We start from the raw sequence: 21,899 nt of genomic DNA, 5'->3' as shown, positions 1-21,899 counted from the left end.
CGGTTCGGCGGCGCCCGACCCGTACGCTACCGCACTCCTGAACGCGTTCAAATAGCTGGCGCGGGCTCCGCTCAGTACACGTCGCGGACGTAGCGCTTCTCGGCGGCGAGGGACTTGACGTAGGCGGCGGCGTCGGCCGGGGTGAGGCCGCCGTGGGTGGTGGCGAGGTCGTGCAGGGCGCGGTCGACGTCCTTGGCCATCCGGGAGGCGTCGCCGCAGACGTAGAAGTGGGCGCCGTCCTGGAGCCAGGACCAGAGGTGGTGGCCGTGTTCGCGCATCCGGTCCTGGACGTAGACCTTGGCGCGCTGGTCGCGGGAGAAGGCGGTGTCGAGGCGGGTGAGGGTGCCGTCGGCGAGGTGGGCGGCGAGTTCCTCGCGGTAGTAGAAGTCGGTGGCTTCGTGCTGTTCGCCGAAGAACAGCCAGTTGGGGGCCCGGTGGCCGCGGGCGCGGCGGTCGTCCAGGAAGCCGAGGAAGGGGGCGACGCCGGTGCCGGGGCCGACCATGACCATGGGGGTGGCGGGGTCGGCGGGCGGGCGGAAGTGCGGGGAGCGCTGGAGGTGGACGGGGATGGTGGCGCCTGGTTCGGCGTCGGCCAGGTGGGTGGAGCAGACGCCGCCGCGCGACCGGCCCTTGAGGCTGTCCCAGCGGACCACCGAGACGGTGAGCGAGACCTGGTGGGGGTCGGTGAGCGGGCTGGAGCAGATCGAGTACTGCCGGGGCTGGAGCCTGCCGAACACCTCGGCCCACTCCTGGGCCGAGGCCCGGACGGCGAACTCGGCGGCCACGTCCACGGCTTGGCGGCCCCACGTCCAGCGGGCCAGCGCGTCGGTGTTGTCGGCGCGCAGCAGGGCGCGCAACTCGCGCCCGTCGCGGGTGCGTTCGGCGGTGAGGCGGAGCAGCGCGGGGCTGACCCTGGTGATGTCGAGGTGCCGGGCGAGCGCTTCGCGCAGCGGCAGCTCGCCGGGGCCGGGGAGGGTGACGGCGCTGTCGCCGGAGAGGCCGGTGACGGAGAGCCACTCGTCCACCAGGGCGGTCGAGTTGACCGGGTGGACGGCGAGCGCGTCGCCGGCCGCGTAGTCGAGCGGGAGGCCGAGGTCGCCGGTGTCGAAGGTGAAGCGGCGGACCTCCTTGCCCGAACCGGCCCCGGAGAGCAGGCGGTTGCCGACCAGCCGGGCCGGGACGGTGCTGCGGCGCGGGGCTGCGGGGGCTGCGGGGGTGGTGGTCGGGGGCGAAGCCGGGGCGGCGGCGGGTGCGGCGGCCTGGCCGAGGGCGGTCAGGACGCTGTCGAGCCAGCTGTCGGCGGTGTTCTCGTCGTCGGGTTCGCAGTCGGCGCGCGGGGCGAGGCGGTGGGCGCCGAGTTCGGCGAGCCGGGTGTCGAGGCGGCGGCCGTGGCCGCAGAAGTCCTGGTAGCTGGAGTCGCCGAAGGCGAGGACGGCGTAGCGGCGGCCGTCGAGGCGGGCGGGGCGGTCGGCGGTGAGGGCGTCCCAGAAGCCGGCGCCGTTGTCGGGGGCGTCGCCGTCGCCGTAGGTGGAGGTGATCAGCAGCAGGTCGGCGTCGCCCGGCAGGGCGGCCGGGTCGGTGTCGGCCATCGCGTGCAGCGCGGCGGGGTGGCCGCCGGCGGTGAGGCGGGCGACGGCGGTGACGGCGAACTCCTCGGCGGTGCCGGTCTGCGAGGCCCACAGCACGAGGAGCTGCCGGGTCGGCGCGGCGGGCGCGGCCGGGGCGGGTTCGGCGGCCCGCGAGTACAGGCCGGCCAGGGCGCCGTTGACCCACTGGGCGTGCCCGGGGTCGAACGGGGCGTCGGCGGGGAGCACCGGCACGCCGGGCCGTCCGGTCGGGATGGCGGCCAGGAACCCGGCCAGGTAGCGGCGTTCGCCCTCGGCGAGGACCGGCGGGGACGCGGCGTCCAGCCCGAACACCGAGGCGGCGGACGCGGGGACGGCCATCGGGACGGCTGGCGGGACGGCTGGCGGGACGGCGACCGGGACGGCGGGCGCGGGCGCGGCGGTGGGCGTCGGGACCCTGGTCAACGCCACCGCGCAGTACTTGAGTTCGGGCTGGAAGGAGAGCGGGTCGACGGCGTCGGAGGTGACGGCGTTGACCGACAGGTACTCGCCGAACAGGTCGTTCCAGTGGAACGGGGCGAAGCAACTCCCCCGCTGCACGCGGTCGGTGACCTTCGCGGGCAGCACGGCCCGGCCGCGCCGGGAGGAGACCTCGACGCCGTCGCCCTCGCCGATGCCGAGCGCGGCGGCGTCCTCGGGGTGGATCTCGACGAACGGCGACGGGTTCAGCTTGGCGAGTTTGGCGACCTTGGCGGTCTTGGTGAGGGTGTGCCACTGGTGCGGGAGGCGGCCGGTGTTCAGGACGAACGGGTAGTCGTCGTCCGGGAGTTCGGCCGGATCGAGGTGCGGGCGAGGGTGGAAGGCGGCCCGGCCGGAGGGGGTGGGGAAGCGCGGGGTGCCGTCGGGTCGCAGGTAGCGGATCGGGTTGCGGTCGGGCCCCTCGGGGTCGGCGGCGGGCCACTGGACGGGGGTGTCGCGCAGCCGGGGGTAGGAGGCGCCGCGCAGGTCCCAGCCGGTGGCGGGGTTGTGGGCCCGTTTGAGCTCCTCGAAGACCTGCTCGGCGTCGGTGAAGTCGAAGCCCTCGGAGTAGCCCATGGCGCGGGCGACCTCGGCGATGATCCGCCAGTCCGGGAGTGCCTCGCCGGGCGGGTCGGCGGCGGGGCGGGCCAGGGTGAGGTTGCGCTCGCTGTTGATCAGCACGCCCTCGGTCTCGGTCCACAGCGCGGCCGGGAGCACCACGTCGGCGTAGGCGTTGGTCTCGGTGTCGGTGAACACGTCCTGGGTGACGACGAGTTCGGCCCGCTCCAGGCCCTCGATGACGGTGCGCCGGTTGCCGACCGAGGCGACCGGGTTGGTGCAGATGATCCAGCACGCCTTGATCTCGCCGTCGGCCATCCTCCGGAACATCTCGACGGTGCCTCTGCCGACGCCGTCGGCGCGCAGCGTGCCCGGCGGCAGGTTCCACAGCCGCTCGGTGAACTCCCGGTCCGCGGCGGCGAGGACGGAGCGCTGGCCGGGCAGCCCGGGGCCCATGTAGCCCATCTCGCGGCCGCCCATGGCGTTGGGCTGGCCGGTCAGCGAGAACGGGCCGCTGCCGGGGCGGCAGATGGTGCCGGTGGCCAGGTGCAGGTTGACCAGCGCGTTGGTGTTCCAGGTGCCGTGCGTGGACTGGTTCAGCCCCATCGTCCACAGGCTGGTGAACTCCCCGGCCTCGCCTATGAGTTCGGCGGCCCGGCGGATGTCGGACTCGGCCAGGCCGGTGAGTTCGGCGACCCGGTGCGGCGGGTAGTCGGCGAGGAATTCCGGCATCGCCTCCCAGCCCTCGGCGTGCCGGGCGATGAACTCCTGGTCGGTGTGCCCGTTCGCGTGCAGCAGGTGCAGCAGGCCGTTCAGCAGGGCCAGGTCGGTGCCGGGGCGCAGTTGCAGGAACAGGTCGGCCTTGGCGGCGGTGGCGGTGCGCCGGGGGTCGACCACGATCAGCTTGGCGCCCGCCTTGACCCGGTCCATCATCCGCAGGAACAGGATCGGGTGGCAGTCGGCCGTGTTGGAGCCGATCACCAGGAACACGTCCGCCAGGTCGAGGTCCCGGTACGAGCCGGGCGGGCCGTCCGCGCCCAGCGACAGCTTGTAGCCGGTGCCCGCGCTGGCCATGCACAGACGGGAGTTGGACTCGATCTGGTTGGTCCGGACGTACCCCTTGGCGAGCTTGTTGGCCAGGTACTGGGCCTCCAGGCTCAGCTGGCCCGACACGTACAGCGCGAACGCGTCCGGCCCGTGCTCGTCCACGATCGCCCGCAGCCGCCGCCCGGTGGCGGCGATCGCGTCGGCGGCCGGCGTCGGCACCGGGTCCTCGCCGCGGACGGTGCGCACCAGGGCGGTGGTCAGGCGTCCGGGCGCGGCCAGCAGGTCCGCGGTGGTCGCGCCCTTGGTGCACAGTCGGCCCCGGTTCGCCGGGTGGTCCGGGTCGCCGGAGACCTTCCGGACGGTGCGGCGGCCGTCCGGGCCGGTGCCGACGTCCAGGAGCAGGCCGCAGCCCACCCCGCAGTAGGAGCAGACCGACCTGACCTGTCCGGTCCCCGGTCGCTGCGGCTTCGCTGCGTCCTGCGCCACCTGTCCGGCCACGGGAGCCCTTCCGTTCGACCTGCACCTGCCTGCGGCGACTGTAGGAAGGGCGCGTTTCGCGGCTGTCTCCGCGGCGCACGGCCCGCGGTTACACCGGCCGCACAGCGGAGCGGGCCGCCCGGTGAGGGCCGCGACGCCCCGCCGGGGGGCCGCCCGCACCCGCGGGCCCGGCGGCTCAGCTGCTGTGCGGCACCCCGGCGACCAGCACGCTCTGGCCCCGGAACTCGGCGACCACCGCGCCCGCGGCGGTCCGCACCGTGACGTCGTAGACGCCCTGCCGGCCCGCCAGGGTCCGCTCCACGGCCTCCGCCACCAGCTCGTCGCCGAGCTGCGCCGGGGCCAGGAAGCTGATCTGCGCGCCCTGGGCGAGCGCGACCGGCCCGTAGCTGTTGCAGGCGTACGAGAAGGCGGCGTCGGCGAGCAGGAACACGTACCCGCCGTGCCCGATGCCGTGCGCGTTGGCCATCTCCTCGGTGACCTTCATCCGCGCCACCGCGCGCCCTCCGGACACCTCCTCCAGCACGATGCCCGCCCCGACGGCGGCCCGGTCGCGCTCGAACATTGCGTCGATCCTGGAACGTCCCACGACGGCTCCCCCGGTGAGCTGGTCATTCGGCGAAGCAGCATTAGACCGACCGCGCTGACGGCCTGTCAATGACGTCCCCGTCCCGTCCGAGGACGGGACGGGGACAGGACGAGAACAGGACGGGCGGCCCCGGGCTACTGGACCGGCTCCAGGGCCAGGAACGGGTCCGGGGCCGCCAGCCCGTTCGGGCCGGGGCGGAAACGGACTCCGGGGATGCCCAGGGTGTCCGCGATGCCGGGGGCCGGCGGCCTGCCGGGCGGTGCCGGATGGGTGCCGACGTGGTGCGCGCCGACCACGACCAGGTACCGACCCGCGGTTCCCGGCTCCGCCCGGTGGGTGTTGATCACCTCGTGCGCGTAGGCGTTCATCCGGCGGGCCCGCTGGTACAGGTTGGGGTCCACCGGGAGCCCCGGCGGGACGGGGTCCTTCGGCTTGCGGGCCGGGTAGCCGTCGATCAGCCGGACGTCGACGCCGTTGACCCTGGCCTGCTCCAGGACGTCCAGGACGGCGTCGGCGTTGCGGCCGCTCTGGCGCCGGACGATCTGTTCGAACAGCGCGCTCCTGGTGCCGTCCCCCGCCAGGTAGTCGTCCAGCTCGCGCTGGAAGGCGTCGTCCCGGAACTGCTCCAGGTACACCGTCCTGACCTCGTTGGCGTGCAGGGCCGCCATGTTGTCGCGGAGGAAGGTCCAGGTCGCGGGGTCGCCGTGCTTCTCGCCGAGCACGAAACCCTGGTGCTGCCCGAGCAGGTCCTGCGCGTGCCGGACGGCGTCCGCCTGGGGGGTCAGCAACTGGCCCACGGCGTCCGGGGCGGGCCGACCGGAGTGCCGGCGGACCGCCAGGTCCGCGGCCAGGGCGTCCAGTTCCTCCAGGCGGGCGTCCTGCTCGTGCCAGTACCCCTGGGTGGCCGGGTCCTGCGCCCCGTACGCGGCCAGGAACTCGGAGTCGCCGAGGAGGTGCCCGTTCGTGACGGTCCCGCCGCTGCGCCGCAGACCGTTCTCCAGCAGTCTGCGGGCCGGACCGGCGACCCCCGGATAGCGGTCGCTGAGCGTGGTCGGGTCGAGCTTGGAGGAGAACTCCCGGGTGCGCACGTCGAAGGTGACGTCGGGGTGGTCCGCGGGGCCGAGCTCGATCACGTCGCCGATGCGCCGGCCGCGGCGGTGGTCGACGTGGTCCCGCGTCATCAGGTCCCGCAGGTCGGCGGCGGCGCGGTCCAGGTCCTGGTCGGCGTTCTTCCGGCTCCGCACCTCCTGGTCGTACTGGCCCCGGAACTTCAGCGTCAAGGGCGGCTTCGGCAGCTTGGGCAGCGGCGAGAACGTCCCCGCGGTGGCGGCCCCCGCGGGCGCGGTGTGGCTGACGCCGATGCCGTCGGACGGGTCGGCGCCGTGGGCGTTCAGGGTGCCGAAGCGGTCCATGAAGGCCGGGTCGTGCGGGCCGGAGAGGTTCTGCTCGTGCGGGCCCGCGACGGAGGCCCAGAGCGTCCAGCCCTCGCCGAAGCCCCCGGGGAGCCGTCCGTCGGCGGTGCTGACCCGGCGGTCGGTGAGGTCGGCCCAGCGCAGGGTGCCGTCGCGGTCGTGGACCAGCGCGACGGCGTGGCCGTCACCGTGCGGGCCGGCACCGATCACGGTGGCGAAGCTGCCCGGGCCGCCGGCCTCCACCCGCTCCATCAACTCCTTGACGGCGCCAGGCCCTTCACCGAAGCGGGCCGGGGCGTCGTGCCGCTTCCACAGCGCGTCGCCGCCCGCGTGCTCGACCTCGCCGTGCAGGGTCTGCCCGGAGACCCGGGGCCGCCCGAAGTGGGTGTCCCGGTACGCCTCGACGTTCTCCAGGCAGGCGTTCAGGTCGCGGCCCGGCCGGGGCGCGTCCGGGTCGTGGTGGACCGGCGTCTCGTGCGGATTCACCTTCTGCAGCAGCTTGTTGCTCATCGGCGGGTGCAGCTTCGGCTCGCCGCCCAGGTAGTCGACCAGCTCGTGCGCGAGCGGGTGGTCGGGCCCGACCGCCCGGAAGCCGCGCCCTTCCAGCACCGCCGGGTCGTTCTCATACGCGGGGGTGCGGCGGCGCTTCGCCGGGGGTTCGACGGGCGGGGTGGGCTCGGTGGGCGGCGTGGGCTCGGTGCGCGGGGTGGGCTCGGTGCGGGGCGCGGATTCGGTGGGCGGGGTGGGATCGTAGGGCGGCGCTGAGTCGTCGGGCAGCGCGCGCTTGGCCGACCGCGCGGGGCCGGTCGGCGGAGGCGGCGGCGGGGACGGGTGCGACGCCGAGGGGGGCGGCGGGGGCGGTGCGGCGGCCAGGTCCGCGGGCTGGGTGGTGTGCTGGTCGGGCGCGGGCTGGTCGGCGGCGGGCTGGTGTCCGGTCGCCGGTGTCGGTGTCGGTGTCGGGTTGAGCGGGCTCAGCCGGAGTTCGCCGGGCGGTGTCCGGTAGACGGCCAGTTCCCCGACGGGTCGGTCAGCTTCACCCGGGGCACGCCCAGCATGTCGGCCACGCCGTGGATCGGGGCGCCGCTGCCGACCGGGTGGTCGTAGGCGTGGGCGAGACCGGTGACCAGCAGGTACTTGTTCGGGCGCTCGTGGGTGTCGATGGTGTGCCGCATGTACGAGTTGAGCGTCCGGGCGCGGTTCTCCTTCGCCGCGTCGGAGCTCTGGGTGTCCGCCGACGCCGGGTACCCGTCCACCGCCCGGACGTCGACGCCGTGCGCCTTCGCGGCCTCCAGCGTCCGGCGGAGCTTGCCGCCGTTCTGGTTCGCCCCGACGGAGCCGTCGCCGCTGTTCCACCTGTCGTCGTAGGCGGCGACCATCCGGTCGAGGTTGTGGGGCATCGGGGCGTCGGCCGGGCCGTGCAGGTAGGCGTCCAGCAGGTGCTGCGCGGACTCGTCGCGCAGCGCCTCCAGGTAGAGGGTCTCGACGCCCGCCGCCTTCAGCGCCGCCATGTTGTCGCGGAGGAAGCCCCAGCTGGCCGTGTCGCCGTGCTTCTCGCCCAGCACGATGCCGCCGTGGTCCTGGAGCAGCCGCTGCACGCCGTCCAGCGCGGAGGGCGACCCCGAGAGCCGGTCGGCGACCTGCGCCTCGGGCACCGGCTGCCACGTGGTCCGCGCGTCCTGGTACGCCTGCCGTTCCAGGATGTTGCGGCGGACGTCCTGCTGCGCGTGGTGGCTCTCGGTGCGGTAGTCGAGCCGGCTGCCCTCCGCGAGGACCTGGTTGCCCGGCATCACCATGGAGTTCGGCACGTGCTCCCGGAGGACGGGGACCGTCGAGGGGTTGAACTCCTTGTACACGGTCGTGAAGGTCAGCGGGTCCTGCTGCACCTTCAGCGCGTGGTCCTTGCGGCTGTACCGGACGTCCGGCTTGCCGTTCGCCCCCGGCGTCGCCGAGCCGTTCCCGCCCGGGGACGGCACCGGGAGGTGCGAGTTGACGAGCTCCAGCCGCGGGTCGTCCGGGGTCCGGCGGAACTTGTCGGCCAGCCGGTTCACGCCGAGGTCGAACGCGCTCCTGGTCGGCGGGATCACCAGCGCCACGCCGCTCGGGTGGGCGTGCAGGAACGCCAACTCGGCGGCGGTGGGAGCCTCGTGCAGCGGCTTGACCGTCGGCTTCGGCCTCGACTGCTCGGGCGGCGGCGCGGGCAGCTCGCCGTCGACGGCCCGGGGGCGCGGGGCTTCGTCCGGGTGCGGGTGCGACCGCGCCGGTGCTTCCGGGTGCGGGTGCGGCTCGGGGTCCGGGTGCGGCTCGGGGTCCGGGTGCGGCTCGGAGTACGGATGCGGCTCGGGGTCCGGGTGCGGCTGCGGCTGCGGTTCGGCGGTGCCGGCGCCGTTGCCCTCGACGTGGTCCGTGAACTCGCGCAGGCCCGCGTACATGTCGTTCTCGGCGGCGGTGGCGTGCACCGGGTTGGCCCCGCCCTGCCGGTCCGGGGCCGGGCCGTACAGCTTCTCCAGCAGCGGCAGCATCTCCGGCTCGTTGCGCCGCACCCAGTCCGCGCCGTTGTTGCGCGGCGCGCCGGTGTACGGGTCGGTGCCGTGGTTGGTGCCCAGGTAGGCGTTGGTGAGTTGGGCGAAGTACTCCTGCTCGTCCCGGGCGGAGTAGTTCTTCTCCCCGTTCGCGCCGTGGCGCGGGCCGTCCGGCCAGACCGCGTCCGGGTCCGCGTCCTTCCTGCGGAAGGTCTCGGTGATCAGCCGCTGCCCGGCCTCGTCGAGGCCGTGCCGGTGCAGGGTGTGGCTGAACTCGTGGGTGGTGGTGGAGTACCCGTCCTCGTAGTGGCCGCCGTGCCCGATCGAGGTGTCCTCGCCGAGCAGGTTCTCCTCGGTGACGGCCGCGTGCCGCCCGCCCGAACCGCGCATGTCGTCGTACGCCCGGCCGGCCGCCGCGTCGGAGTCGTTCCGCACCGTGCGCAGCTCGTGCAGGCTCGGCACGTCGGTCATCCGGACGTCCTTCGGCACGATCACCACGTCCGCGCCGTTCTTGAGCAACCGCGCGGCGGTGTCCGGGTCCCGGAGCATCCGGGCGACCTGCTGCTGCGCCTCCAGCCGCGCGGACGCGGCCCGCTCGGCCCGCGGATCGACGTGCACGATCAGCTCGGACGCCGTCCGGGCGAACTCGTGCGGCGGCAGCCCGTCGCGCAGCACGTCCACGGTCCGCGGGTCACGCGCCAGCCAACGCCGGTTCTCCGGGCTGAGGTTGGCGATCTCCTGGGCCCGCTCGCGCGGCGACATGCCCGGCAGCTCCCGCCGCAGCCGGTCCGCGTCTCCCGGGCGGACGGCCTCCGGCTTCGGGGCGTGGTCGGCGTGGTCGGCGTGCGAGTGGTCGGGAGTGCGGGCTTCCGGGCGGTCGGGGCGTCCCGCGTCCGGGCGGATCGAACCGCCGACCGGGCGTTCCGTGGCACCGGACGGGCCGGACGGGCGGGCGGACGGCTCCGGACGGACGGGGCCGGGTGCGGTCGGGCGCGACGGCTGGTGGCCGCCACCGGCACCGGTGTGACCGCCACCCGTCGGGACGGTTCCGAGGCCGCCCGTCATCGGCACCTGCGCCGGACCGGACTGCGCACCGGCCCCCGTCGGAGGCACCGCGTCGGGGCCCTGGTACCCCGCCCCCGTCGCCGCGTCCGGCTGCGCCGGCCGGACCGCCGTCGCTCCGGCACCCGCCAACCGGGACCCGGTATCGATGTGCGCGGCCCCCGCGAGGTTGGGCACCGCGCCCACGCCGCCGCCCGAGGTGGCAGCGGAGGCGGCGGCGTGCGCGGAGGCGGGCCGGGGCGCGTCCGGCTCCCGCGAGAGGACGCCCTCCTGCCGACCGCCCGACGGGGACGCGTGCTCCGGCGAGCCGCCCTGCGCGGTGTCCGCCCCGTGGACGGGCTGGACATCCGGACGGACGCTCGGCTGGGACGGGGACGAGGACGGGGCCGCTCCGTGCGAACCCCCCGACTCGTGGCCGGACGGGCTGTCGTGCCCACCCGTCGCCCCGCCGTGGGACGGCGGGGGCACGTCACCGGCACGGCCGGAACCACTGGTCGCGTCGTGGCCGCCCGGGCCGCCCGCCGTGTCGGCGTGCGACAGCGGCGGCGCGTCATGACGACCCGCACCACCCGTCGCCTCGACGTACGACGGCGGCGGGGAGACGTCGTGACGACCCGGGCCGCCGGGCGTGTCGGCGTGCGACGGCGGCGGCGCGTCATGACGACCCGCACCACCCGTCGCCTCGACGTACGACGGCGGCGGGGAGACGTCATGGCGGCCCGAGCCGCCGGGCGTGTCGTGGCTGCCCGTGCTGCCGGTGCTGCCCGTGCCGGCCGTCGCCTCGTGGTGGGACGGCGGCGGGGCGGTGTGGCTGCCGGTCGCCTCGGCGTACGACGGCGGGGGTGTGTCGGTGCGGCCGGAGCCGAACGGGGCGAGGCCGCCGGGCTTTCCGCTGCCGGTGCCCGTGCTGCTGCCGGTACCGACGTTGCTGCCGCTGCCGGAACCCGTCTCGGTGGAAGCGGTGCTCCCGTTGCCCTCCGGGCCGTGGTAGCTGTTCTCGCCGCCACCGGCGGAGTCGGGCTTGACGAAGGACGGCGGCGGGCCGTCCTGGCGTCCGCCGGTGCCGGGGGCGGCGGGGCCGGGGAGGTCGAGGTGCGGGCCCTCGCCCGGCTTGGGGGCGTTGCCGTGGGCCCTGGCGGCGGCGCCGGCCGCGTGCAGGCCGGCGCCCGCGCCGCCGGACAGGCCGGAGCCGAGCAGGGAGGAACCGTCGACCTCGCCGGTGGTGATCAGCTGGGTGAGGGCGTCCGCGCCGACGCCGACCGCCGCGCCGGTGCCCATCTTGCCGACGGTGGAGCCCAACGCGGCCTCCATGCCGAGCTTCTTGCCGATGCCGCCGATGCCCGCGCCGAGCAGGTGCCCGGTGGCGCCGCCGATCGCGCCGCCAAGGGCGTTCTGGCCGACCTCCTTCATGTCGATGCTCTTGCGGTGGCCCTCGGCGAGTTCGATGCCCTGGGCGAGCAGGTTGATGGCGGCCATCTGGGCGGCCTGCTTGGCCGCCATCTTGACCATCTCGACGGCGAGCTTCTTCAGGATGCCCATGACGATCTGCCGCTGGGTCTGGATCATCACCGGCACCTGGAGCATCGAGGCTCCGGCGGTGACCACGGACTCCGCCTCGGCGGTGGCGATCTCGAAGGCCAGGATGCCGAGTTGGACGACGATCTGGATCTTCGCGGTCTCCGCCGAGTTGGCCATCTGCTCCAGCATGTCGCCCATGCCGTTCAGCGCGTTGACCGTGCCGCCGAGCCGGCCGGGATCGTCCTCGGTGCCCTTGCCGACCGAGAAGTTGACCCAGTACGTGCCCAGCGACCGGGCGGCGTTGCCCTGTTGGCCGTCCAGGGAGTGTTTGATCGCGGTGTCCGCGCCCCGCGCGGCGTCCTTGAGCCCCTCGGCGGTCTTGCGGCAGTGCTCGGCCATGTCGCGGAGCTGGTCCTCGTCGGCTTCCGGCCAGCGGCAGCCCGCGAGCAGCAGGAGCACCCACTGGAGGGGCTCCGGGAGTTCGACAGCCATCGTGGGTCAGTGCCTTCCGCTCTGGGTGAGGTGCGGCGTCATCGGGACGTGCACGGGGTTGCTCGGCGCGGACGGCGGCGGGGGGAGCGGCGCGCCGCCCTGGTCCTGGCCGCCGAAACCGGAGGTGATGGCCGCGTCGGCGTCCTGGTAGTTCTCGCCCATCGACTTCAGGCCGTCCGCGATGTTCCTGAGGTCGCCGGAGAGCTCCTTGAGGACGGCCAGGGTGTCGTGGCTGTACTTCAGGTAGCCCTTCTCGCCCTCCGCGAACTTCTTGCCCGAGTCGTCCTTCCCCCACGGGTCCTGCGCCTCCAGCGACGGCAGGTACCCGCCCAGCGCGCTGCTCAGCGCGGCCACCTGCTCGGACGCCGCGAGCAGCGGCGAGACCGCCGCCAGGTACTGCCCGGGGTCCACCCGGAAGCCCGCCCCGGCATTCCCGGTGCCCCCGGCCCGCGCCGCCGGGACGGCCGTCTGCTGACGGGGCGTCAGCACCGCACCGGCCGGCACTCCGGCCCCCTGCTTCAGCACCGCGTCCACCGTCCCGGCACCCTCCGCCGGCACCCCGGCCGTGGCGAGACCCCCGACCCGGTAGGCGGGCGTCGTGCCGTCGCCGAACTCTTCCGGTATCCCCGCCTTCGGCACCATCCGCGCCGTGTACGCCGGGATCACGCCCTCGGGCAGGACCGTTCCGATCCGGGCGTGCTCCACTCCCTCGGGCAGCACCGTTGCGATCCGGGCGTGCTCCACGCCCTCGGGCAGGCCGAACTGGGCGGGGGCGGTGTCGTCGGGGTGGCGGCGGAGGGTGTGGGCCGGGGTGGTGAACCAGGCGGGCTCGTCGGTGGTCATGGGTTCCTCTCCCGGTTCAGTCGGCGGTCGGGACGGCGAGGCGGGTGAGCGCGGCGCGCAGGAAGGGGCTGGGGACCTGGTAGCCGCCTTCCTCCCGGATGGGTGCGGGCTTGGCCGCCGCGGTGGTCGGGCTCGTGGCGGCCGGGGTCGTTATGGCCGGTGCGTCCGGCACCGCCGGTGCGTCCGGTGCGTCCGGTGCGTCGGAGTGGCCGCGGCGGGCGGCGGCGGAGCGGGCGCGGTCGAGGTAGGCGTCGTCGCGGTCGGCGGCCGGGGTGGTGGCGTCCCGGCGCTTGGTGGCGTCGGCGTCGGCGGTCGTCGTGGTGCCGTCCGCGAGGTCGTCCGGGTCGTCGCCCGCGGCGTCGTCGGTGCCGCGCAGGACGCCGGTGAGCAGGGCGAGTGCGTCGCTCTCGCTGGCGGGGGTGACGGGGGTCTCGGCCGGGGCGGCCTCGGTCTCGGGGGCGGCGAAAGCGCCTTCGGCGCGGGCGTCGTCGAGCCAACGGCGGCGGGCCAGTTGCCACCTGCGGTCGCGGGGGTCGGTCTCGGCGGCCTGGCCGAGGATGCCGCTGTCGCCCTGGGGCCGTTCCCCGTCCTCGGAGTCGGCGCCGAAGCGGGTCGGGCTGAGGAACCGGTTGCCCTTCTTGCCGTCCTTGCCCGCGCCGCCGCGTCCGCCGCCGCCCGTGCCGCCGGGGCCGTGCGCGCCGCCCGCGGTGCCGCCGGGTCCGGCCCCACGTCCGGACCCGGCGGCGGAGAGGAGTCCGGCCCCGGCGCGGCCGACGGCGGAGGCGGCTCCGCCGAGGCCGTTGGCGGCTGCGCCGACGGTCCCACCCGCCAGGGCGCCACCGCCACCGCCGAGGCCGAACGCCCCGGCCCCCGCCCCGGACCCGGTCCCGCCGAACGGGGACAGCGCGCCGGAGCCGGAGCCCCCGCCGAGCGCGCCGCCCGGGTCCGGCCCGGACAGTCCGGCCAGGCTCAGGCCCCCACCGGGACTGAGCGGACGGGAGGAGTAGACCGGCAGGCCGTCGCTGCCGGACGTGAGGTCGGGGATGTCGGGGGTGAGCGGCGTGAACGGCTGGATCTTGGACGTCTTCCCCCCGCCGAGTCCCCGAGCCCCCGAGACCGCCGGGGCCGCTGCCCGTCCCGCCCGCGCCGCCCAGGCCGCCGCCCGCGCCGCCGCCGGCCCCGGAGCCGAAGCCTCCGCCGTCCGGGCCGCTGCCCGAGCCGCCCGCCCCGCCCGCGCCGTCGCCGCCGGGCGGCGGGGTGATCCCGTCCAGCCCGGTGCCGGGGCCGCCGCTCCCGCCGGGGCCGCCCGTCCCGGGGCCGCCGCCGCTGCCGTTCAGGGCGCAGGTCTTGGCCATGCCGGTCATCTCGGCGATGTGGCCGGCGCTCTGGCGGAGCATGGTGTCGACGCCGTTGCCGACCTGCCCGATGTACTGGTGGTAGACGGCGGCGGCCTGCTTGACGCCCTCGGACTGGGCGATGTCGCTCTTCTTGCCCGCCGGATGGGCCGCCATGTACTCCTTGGCGTACTGGAGTTCGCGGATCATCTCGTTCTTGGTGCCGGTCACCGCCTGGGCCGCGCCGTGCAGGGTCTGGGCGATCGCCTGCCCGGCCTGGAGGGTGGTGGCGACGTGCGAACCGGCTCCGGAGGCGAACTTCCGCAGGTACTGCGCGAAGCTGTCGGCGGCCGGCCCGGACATGCTGGCCATCGCCCGCTGGGCGGCCTGGACGATCGCCTGCACGTGGCCGTCGGCGGCCTCGTTCCACCGGTCCCAGGAGGCGGCGAGGTCCGCGAGCAGGTCCTCGTTGCCGTCGGGGAAGAAGACGTCCTTGCCGTTCTCGTTGCTCTGGACGGTCTTGAGCACGTCGGCGAGTTCGGCGGGCAGCTGGATCATGGCGGGCGGCTCTCTCGGGGACGGTCGGGGACGGTCGGGGAGGCGGCGGGCGCGGAGCGGGGCGCGGCAGGGCCGGATGACAGAGACGGAGACGGGGTGTCAGATGTAGTTGCGCTGGCCGCCTCCGCCGCCCGAGTGGACCTCGGGGTGCGGGACGGGCTTGTTGTAGTCGAGGTCGGGCGCGGTCGGGTCGTGGTACCCGATGCCGGTCTCGGGCGCGGGGGCGGGCGCGGGCTCGGGTACGGCGGCAGGCACCGGTGCGGACGGCGGCACGGACACCGGCGCGGACAGCGGCGCGGTGACGGGGAGCGTCACCGTCCCGCCCGCGCCCCCGCCGCTCCCCGTACCGCCGCTCCCCGTACCGCCGTCGCCGCCGGTGGTGGTGATCCGGCGCAGGTCGGCGGCGTGCTCCTCGTCGATGCTCTGGTGCCGGGCGGCCATGGTCCGGAGGTTGGCGGCGACGGCGGCGGCGTTCTGCAGGAACGCCTTGATGCCCTCCAGGACCTGGGTCTGGTGGGTGCCGAGGCCGCCGACGGCGGAGCTGTCGCCGACCAGGGCCTTGCCGAGCAGGTCGGTGCCGTACACCGCGTCCTGGACCTGCTTGACCTTGGCCTCCAGCTGGTTCACCGGCCCGTTCAGTTCGTCGAGCAGTCCGGCGATGGCCGTGGCCGCCGCCTGCACCTCGTCGAGGTCGATCTGCACCGTCTCGCCCGCCACCGCGCCCCTCCAGGGTCTCCAGGTCTCCCGTGTCCGCGGACCGCGCGCCGCTGCGGGTCGGCGCGGTCCGTTCCGGCGGGCGAAGGGTGCCGGGGCCGGTCCGGGGGCGGGGCGGGGTGGGTCCGGAGCCGTGCGCGCGCCTGGGGCCGGCCGGGCGGGTCCGCACTGCCGTGCCGCCATCCTGCCGGGGGGCGTTTGCCTTTCGGCTGCGCCTGGTTAACGTTCCGCTGCCACGGCCGGACGTGACGCGGAACACGCCCCGGAGCACGCCCCGGAACGCGTCCCGGAACACACCGCGGACGGCGGTGGCTGACGGCCGGTCAGACGGGCGACAGCAGGTCGGCCCGGCGGCGGTGGGCGGTGGCGGCGTGGGCGTGTCCGGCGGCGTCCTCGGCGCGGGCGAGGGCGCGCAGGACCTCGGCGGTGGCCTCGTCGTGGCCGACCTGTTCGGCCTCGGTGAGGGCGGCGCCGAGCCGGGCCCGGGCCTCGGGGTGGCGGCCGAGGGCGGAGAGTGCCTCGCCGGCGGCGGTGTGCAGCAGGACGCGGCGCGGGCCGGGCCGTTCGCCGGTGCTCAGCGAGATGCCGTGCAGGGCGTGGTCGAGGGCGGGGCGGGGGCGTCCGGCGTCCAGGTGGTGGCGGGCGAGGTGCTGGAGGGCGAGGGCGACGGTGTGCGGGTGGTCGACGGCCAGCGCGATCTCCAGGGCCTGGGCGAGTCCGGCTCCGGCGGCGGCGTGGTCGGCGAGTTCGGAGTGGACGGCGGCCAGGTTGATCAGCGCGATCGCCCGGCCGACCTGGTTGCCGGCCCGGGCGGCGAGTTCGGCGGCGGGGGTGAGGCAGGCGGCGGCCTCGTGCAGGCGGCGGTTGGAGACCAGGACCCAGCCGAGCAGCGCCCGGACCTGGCTCTCGCCGTCCAGGTGGCCGGTCTCCACGGTGGCCTCCAGGGCGAGTTGGAGCTGCGGCACCCAGCCGTCGCGGACCCGGCGCAGGATCAGCGGCCACTGGGTGAGCACCAGCCGCCAGGCGCGTTCGGGGCCGGCGGTGGCGATCACCTCGGCGAGCGTCTCGCGGTGCGCGCCGAGCCAGTGCAGGGCGTCCTCGACGGCGGTGAACTCGGGTACGGCGCGCGGGCGGTGGCTGGCGGCGGGCGGTTCGCAGCAGGGCTTGCTGCCGGGTTCGGCGCACTGCGCGGCGGCCAGGCCGGTGTACAGGTACTGGTCGGCGAGCCGGGCCCGGGCGGTGCGCTGCTCGGCGCGGTCGGTCTCGGCGGCGAGTTGGCGGGCGTACAGCCAGACCAGGTCGTGCAGGGTGTACTGCTCGGCGCCGGTCTCGGTGATCAGGTGGGTGGCCGCGAGCTGTTCCAACGCCTGGGCGGCGTCCGGGTGTTCGAGGTCGGCGAGGGCGGCGGCGGCGTAGGGGTCGACCATCGGGCCGGGGTGCAGGCCCAGGGTGCGGAACAGCCGGGCGGCGGTGGGCGGGAGCTGTTCGCAGGAGATCCGCAGGGCGCTGGTGACGCTGATCTCCTCGGCCGCCAGGTGGCTCAACCGGCGCTGCTCGTGGCGCAGTTGCTCGGTGACGGCGGCCAGGCCCCGGCGCGGGTCGGCGGCGGCCTTGGCGGCGGCGATCCGCAGCGCGAGCGGCAACCCGTCGCACAGGTCGGCGAGTTCGCGGGCGGCCTCGGGTTCGGCGGCGATCCGGGACGGGCCGAGCACCCGGGCCAGCAGGGCCGCGGACTCCTCGGGGCGCAGCACGGACAGCGGGACGGGGCGGGCGAGTTCGGAGGCGACCAGGCCGAGCATCCGGTGCCGGCTGGTGACCAGGGCGGCGGAGTCGGTGCCGGCCGGGAGCAGCGGGCGGACCTGCTCGGACTCGCGGGCGTTGTCGACCACCACCAGCAGCCGGCGGTCGGCGGTGGCGCGCCGGTAGAGGGCGGCGCGGCCGGCCAGGGTGGGCGGCAGGTCCTCGTGGGCGGTGCCGAGGGCGGCGAGGAACTCGGCCAGCACGTCGCCGAGTTCGCGGTCGGGACGGTCGCTGAACCCGCCGAGGTCGGCGAACAGCACCCCGTCGGGGAAGCGGTGGCCGTGCCGGTGCGCCCAGTCCAGCGCGAGCGCGGTCTTGCCGACCCCGGCGGGGCCGGTGACCAGGGCGATCGCGCCGTCCGGCCCGGGGCGCAGCGCGTCACCGAGGGCGGCGAGTTCGGCGGAGCGGCCGTAGAAGCCGCGCGGCGGGCGGGGCAGCAGGTCGACGGCGGGCAGCGCGGCGGCCCGGTCGGCGGCCCCGACGGGCGCGGCGAGCGTGAGCACGGGGGCGGCCGACCGCGCCGGGGTGCGCGACCCGGGGACGCCCGGCGCACCGGCGGGGGCGGTCCCGGACGCGGAGGCAGACCCGGTGTCCACAGCGGCGGCGCCCGACCCGGTGTCCACAGCGGCGGCGCCCGACCCGGCGTTCGACCCGGTGCCCGGACCGGTGCCCGACCCGGCGTCCGGGTCGCCGGGCGCGCCCTCGCCGCGCAGGATGCGCTCGTACGCGGCGTTCAGGGCCCGGCCGGGGTCGACGCCGAGGCGGTCGGCGAGGGAGTCCCGGGTGCGGTGGTACCAGGTGATGGCGTCGGACTGCCGGCCGGCCCGGAACAGGGCGAGCATCAGCGCGGAGACCAGGGACTCGCGCAGCGGGTGGGCGACCGTCTCGGCGCGCAGCAGTTCGGCGGCGCGGGCGGGCTCGCCGAGCCGCTGGAGGTGGTCGGCGAGGCTCTCGACGGCGGCGAGCCGGTTCTCCTCCAGGGTCTGCCGCCAGGCTTCCAGCGGGGTGCTGGGGACGGTGCCGGTGAGGGCGGGGCCGCGCCACAGGCCGAGGGCGTGTTCGAGGGCGCCGACCACCTCGGTGGAGCGCCGCTCGGTGCGGGCGGCGGCCACCAGGGCGTCGAACTGCTCGACGTCGAGCAGCCCTTCGGGCAGGCGCAGGGTGTAGGCGTCGCCCGCGGTGGTGAGCCGGACGCCGTGCCGGTCGGCTCCGGCCTCGGCGAGCAGGGCGCGCAGCCGGGAGACGTGGCTCTGCACGACGGTGCGGGCGTTGGCGGGCGGTTCGTCGACCCAGAGTGCCTCGGTGAGCTGGGCGACGGACACCGCGCGGTTGCGGCGCAGCAGCAGGAGCGCGAGCAGGCTGCGCCGCTTCTCCGGTCCGAGCCGCAGCTCGCCCTCGGCGCCGTCTGCGGCAACCGCCCCGAGCAGCCGGAATTTCACCGTGTACCCCCACCGTGGTGCCTTGTCCGGTCAGGGAGGCTATCCGGTCGTTATCCGGTGCATGCCACCGGGCCTGCCGAAACGGCGGCCCGGCGGGCCGGAACGGCCGCCGGACCCGGGCCGGGGCTCGGGTCCGGGTCCGGCGGCCGTCTCCTCGCGGTGCGGTCAGGCGGACACCTCCGGCGGCGTCCCCAGGCCCCCGACGAACGCGCGCAGCGCCGCGACGCGGGCCGCGACGGCGTCGGCCCGGGAGCTGCCGCCGCCGCCCTGCCCGTCCGCCTGCTCCGACGCCTTCACCGGCACGTCCGCCTTCACCGGCACGTCCGCCTGCTCCTGCTGCGGCGCCTGCTCCTGCTGCGGGGCCTCCGACTGCTCCACCACCGGCTCCTCCTCGGGCCTGCGGTGGCGCAGCATCAGCTCGCGGCTGCGGTCGGAGCGGGTGGTGACCCGGTAGTCCCAGTCCTGGCCGTTCTCGGACGGGCCGGACAGTCGGACGGTGACCTCCCGGGGCGAGGTGCCCGGCTTGAGGTAGGTGGACGCCTCCAGGTCCCGGATCTGCTCCGCCGGGTCGCTGCCGTCCCGGAGCGGGAACTGCCGGTGCATCGGCAGTTCGGCGCCCTCGCCGCTGACGGTGAGGTGCAGCACCCCGCCGCCGCCCGGCGCCGCGCCGTTCGCCGCCGCGCCGTTCGCCGTCCGTTGCCGAGCAGCGGGACGAACGCGTCGGCGGCCGTCGCCATCGCGGCGGTGAGCAGCCCGTTGGCCGGGCCGTGGTCGGTCCACGTCTCGCGGTGGACGTCGTACGGCTGTTCGGCGGACCAGCCCTGCTCGGCGCCGGTGACCAGGTCGTCGAGGGTGAACGGCCCTTCGGTGCTGCGCCGTTCGACGTGGTCGAGCACCTTGCGCACCTCGGTGACCGGCAGCGGTTCCCCGGCGGGGGTGCCGAGCAGGGTGCCGAGCAGGCGGGCGGCGGACTCGGAGCTGCCGCCGGAGAGTTCGACCAGCCGGTGGGTGGCTCGGACGTGGGGCAGGCCCTTCGCGGTGCCCGCGGTGAACTCCCGCCCGTAGACGGCCCGTCCGAGCCGGGCGGTGCCGGCCAGCTGCTCGCGCTGGGCGTGCGTGCTGGTGGCGTGGTCGTACGGCCGGCCGCCGCCGTCCACCGCTCCGTGCACCTCGCCGAGCACCTCGTCGAACGGGCGGCCGCCCGCGGTGAAGCGCGGTTCGCCGCCGCGCCGGTCGCCGGTGAACGCGAGGTACTGGTCGCCGGGGACGTCGGAGTTACCGGTCTCGGAGAGCGGGATGTCCACGGTGAAGGGCACCACGCCCTTCTCGGTGACCGGCTTGCGGTCGTTGTCGAAGAACGTCACCTCGACCTCGGCGTACCCCTGGTACCGGGCCGCCGGGGAGCCGAACTTGCCGTTCGAGACGGTCTGGCCGGAGTCACCCTGGCTGCCGCCCTCGCGCCACAGCCGCTGGGCCCCGCCGGTGAGCGCCGGGTTGTGCGTGACGTCGCCGGTGATCTTGGCGCCGACCTGGCCCTGGACGCCCGCGTACTTCGAGGACAGCTCGGAGTGGACGGTGCCGGACGCGGTCGTGTTGGCGGGGCTGAGCTCCACCGCGTTGTCGTTGTCGCGGTGTTCGAGCGAGACCACCTTGACGCCGACCTCGACGCCCTTGCCGCCGCCGAGCGCGACCCGCTTGGTCGGGACGGTCGCGGCGATCTCCCCGCCCTGGCTGGCGGTGCCGAACAGCGCGGACAGGTGGCTGTGCGTGGTGACGGTGCCGACCACGGGCGCCATGTCCTGCCAGGCCGACTTCCCGAAGTACTCCGGGCCGCGCAGCCGCACCAGGTCCTGGACGCCGCCGACGTCGCCGAGCCAGCGCAGCACGTCGGTGTCGCGCAGCCCGGTGTCCCAGACCCGCTCCGGCGGGACGGGGACCTTGACCGCCTCCGGCGCCTTCGCCGGGACGGCGGCCGGCGGCGCCTCGGCGGCCTTCGCGGCGGCCTCGGCCTTCGGGTCCGCGACCGGCTTCACGGGCACGGTCTCGCCGCTCTCCACGATGGTCTCGAAGCCGACCGTCGCGGTGCGCCGCTGGTGGACCGAGGGGCCCACCCACGGCTTGCGGGTGATGGTGAACTGGAGCTCCGCCTCGCCCCGGTAGGCGCTGCCGGGCAGCTTGGCCTTGGTGGCCATGCCCGCCGAGGTCGAGCCGGTCCGGACGTCGCCGTGGTCGTGGCCGCGCCCGCCGCTGCCGGTCAGGCCGGCCGTCACCGAGACCACCCCGTGGCCCACCGGGGCCGCGCCGGTCAGCCCGACGGTGCCGTTGTGGGCGGTGCCGGTGCCGTCGGTGTGCGCGAAGGTGCGCTGCACGTCGGTGCCGGCGTTGAACTCGGTGGTGCCGGAGTCGCCGAGGTGCTCCATCCGGTCGCGCAGCACGGCGCCGACCCGGACGGTGGTCCGGCCGTGCCGCACCACGATCTCGTCACCGGCGGTCATGCCCTTCAGCCGGGACTGCAGCCGGTCCGGGGTGAGTTCCTCGTCCAGCTTCCGGCTGATGCCCGTCCAGTCGCTGCCGAACGGGTTGCGCTCCGTCGCGCCCGGCCCGGACGGCCGCGCGCCGCCCCGCCCGGGCTTCCAGCCGGACTCCACCTGGGCCCGGATCGACTCGCCCAGGCTCGGCCGCTGCTCCTCCTTGCCGTCCTTGCCCTTCCGGGGGGCCCGCTCCGACAGGGCGTGCACGTCGGTGACGATGGCCGAGGAGTCCAGCCGGCGGCCCTCCACGAAGCCCCTGGGCTGCTTCGCGGTGGTCCGCTCGACCGCCCCGGACACCGGGACGGCGTCGCGCTCCGGCACCGCCACCCGGGCCACCGTGTCGACCCGGTGGGTGACCGAGCCGTCGGAGACGCCCAGCCGCTTGAACTCGACCTTGACGTCGTACGCGGCGTTCACGTCGAACAGCACGGCGGGCTCGACGTGCTTGCCGCGGTTCGAGGTCGAGCCGACGGTCTCCGTGTTGCGGCCGTACGTGCGGTCCACCCGGTAGGTGTAGCCGCCCGCGACGTCCAGCACCGGGGTCTTCGCCTTGAACATGCCGCCGCCGTCCAGGCGGTTGCGGCGGTCCCGCAGGTTGCCCTGCCCGCTGGAGGTGCGGGTGCCGGACTCGAACTCGTACTTGGACGTCGAGGAGTGGTAACTCGAGTCCCCCGTACGGGCAGTGACGGTGACCTCGGCCTTCCAGGTGGTGCCGGAGACCGTCTCGGTGAGCTTCCCGCCACGGGTCAGCTGGGACAGCTGGGTCTTGAGCGCGACCCGGTCGAAGGCCGCCCCGAGCTGCTGGCGCACCTCCTCCGACGGCTCGCCGTACTTCGAGCGGACGGCGTCCTCCACCGTGGCGCGCACCTTGTCCGCGCCGCTCAGGCTGTGCACCACGTACGAG

General features: G+C 75.7%; 10 protein-coding genes and 1 pseudogene. All 11 read right to left on the bottom strand.

Going from position 1 to position 21,899, the window contains the following annotated elements:
- Nucleotides 1-71 precede the first annotated feature (71 nt).
- Entirely contained in the window at nucleotides 72-4,187 is a 4,116-nt protein-coding gene (locus tag QMQ26_RS28285) for a bifunctional nitrate reductase/sulfite reductase flavoprotein subunit alpha (protein WP_282203176.1), read from the bottom strand.
- 175 nt (nucleotides 4,188-4,362) lie between these two features.
- Entirely contained in the window at nucleotides 4,363-4,749 is a 387-nt protein-coding gene (gene paaI, locus QMQ26_RS28280) for a hydroxyphenylacetyl-CoA thioesterase PaaI (RefSeq protein WP_100839776.1), read from the bottom strand.
- Between the two features lie 158 nt (nucleotides 4,750-4,907).
- Nucleotides 4,908-6,794 carry a toxin glutamine deamidase domain-containing protein gene (locus tag QMQ26_RS28275; RefSeq protein ID WP_282203175.1) on the bottom strand — a complete coding sequence of 629 codons (1,887 nt, stop codon included), beginning with the start codon at nucleotides 6,792-6,794 and terminating at the stop codon, nucleotides 4,908-4,910.
- 362 nt (nucleotides 6,795-7,156) lie between these two features.
- Nucleotides 7,157-11,776, bottom strand: a complete 4,620-nt coding sequence (locus tag QMQ26_RS28270) for a WXG100-like domain-containing protein (RefSeq protein ID WP_282203174.1) — start codon at nucleotides 11,774-11,776, stop codon at nucleotides 7,157-7,159.
- Nucleotides 11,777-11,782: 6 nt separating this feature from the next.
- Entirely contained in the window at nucleotides 11,783-12,619 is an 837-nt protein-coding gene (locus tag QMQ26_RS28265) for a WXG100 family type VII secretion target (RefSeq protein WP_282203173.1), read from the bottom strand.
- A gap of 16 nt (nucleotides 12,620-12,635) precedes the next feature.
- Entirely contained in the window at nucleotides 12,636-12,791 is a 156-nt protein-coding gene (locus tag QMQ26_RS28260; RefSeq protein WP_282203172.1) for a hypothetical protein, read from the bottom strand.
- 1,408 nt (nucleotides 12,792-14,199) lie between these two features.
- Nucleotides 14,200-14,511, bottom strand: a pseudogene (locus QMQ26_RS38765) (WXG100-like domain-containing protein); the annotation flags it as partial.
- A 99-nt stretch (nucleotides 14,512-14,610) separates the two neighbouring features.
- Nucleotides 14,611-15,228, bottom strand: a complete 618-nt coding sequence (locus QMQ26_RS28255) for a WXG100 family type VII secretion target (protein ID WP_282203171.1) — start codon at nucleotides 15,226-15,228, stop codon at nucleotides 14,611-14,613.
- 320 nt (nucleotides 15,229-15,548) lie between these two features.
- Entirely contained in the window at nucleotides 15,549-18,464 is a 2,916-nt protein-coding gene (locus QMQ26_RS28250) for an AfsR/SARP family transcriptional regulator (RefSeq protein WP_282203170.1), read from the bottom strand.
- A gap of 165 nt (nucleotides 18,465-18,629) precedes the next feature.
- Nucleotides 18,630-18,878 (bottom strand): hypothetical protein, encoded by a 249-nt coding sequence (locus QMQ26_RS28245; protein ID WP_282203169.1) that lies wholly within the window; start codon nucleotides 18,876-18,878, stop codon nucleotides 18,630-18,632.
- Entirely contained in the window at nucleotides 18,878-21,892 is a 3,015-nt protein-coding gene (locus QMQ26_RS28240) for a hypothetical protein (RefSeq protein WP_282203168.1), read from the bottom strand. Before QMQ26_RS28240 ends, QMQ26_RS28245 begins: the two co-directional genes overlap by 1 nt.
- Between the last annotated feature and the right edge of the window lie 7 nt (nucleotides 21,893-21,899).

Origin of the sequence: Kitasatospora fiedleri (genome assembly GCF_948472415.1) — a bacterium.
In the GTDB taxonomy this organism is placed as follows: Bacteria; Actinomycetota; Actinomycetes; order Streptomycetales; family Streptomycetaceae; genus Kitasatospora; species Kitasatospora fiedleri.
The sequence above is the reverse complement of the archived record's forward strand: the minus strand, read 5'-3'. Positions and strand labels throughout refer to the sequence as shown.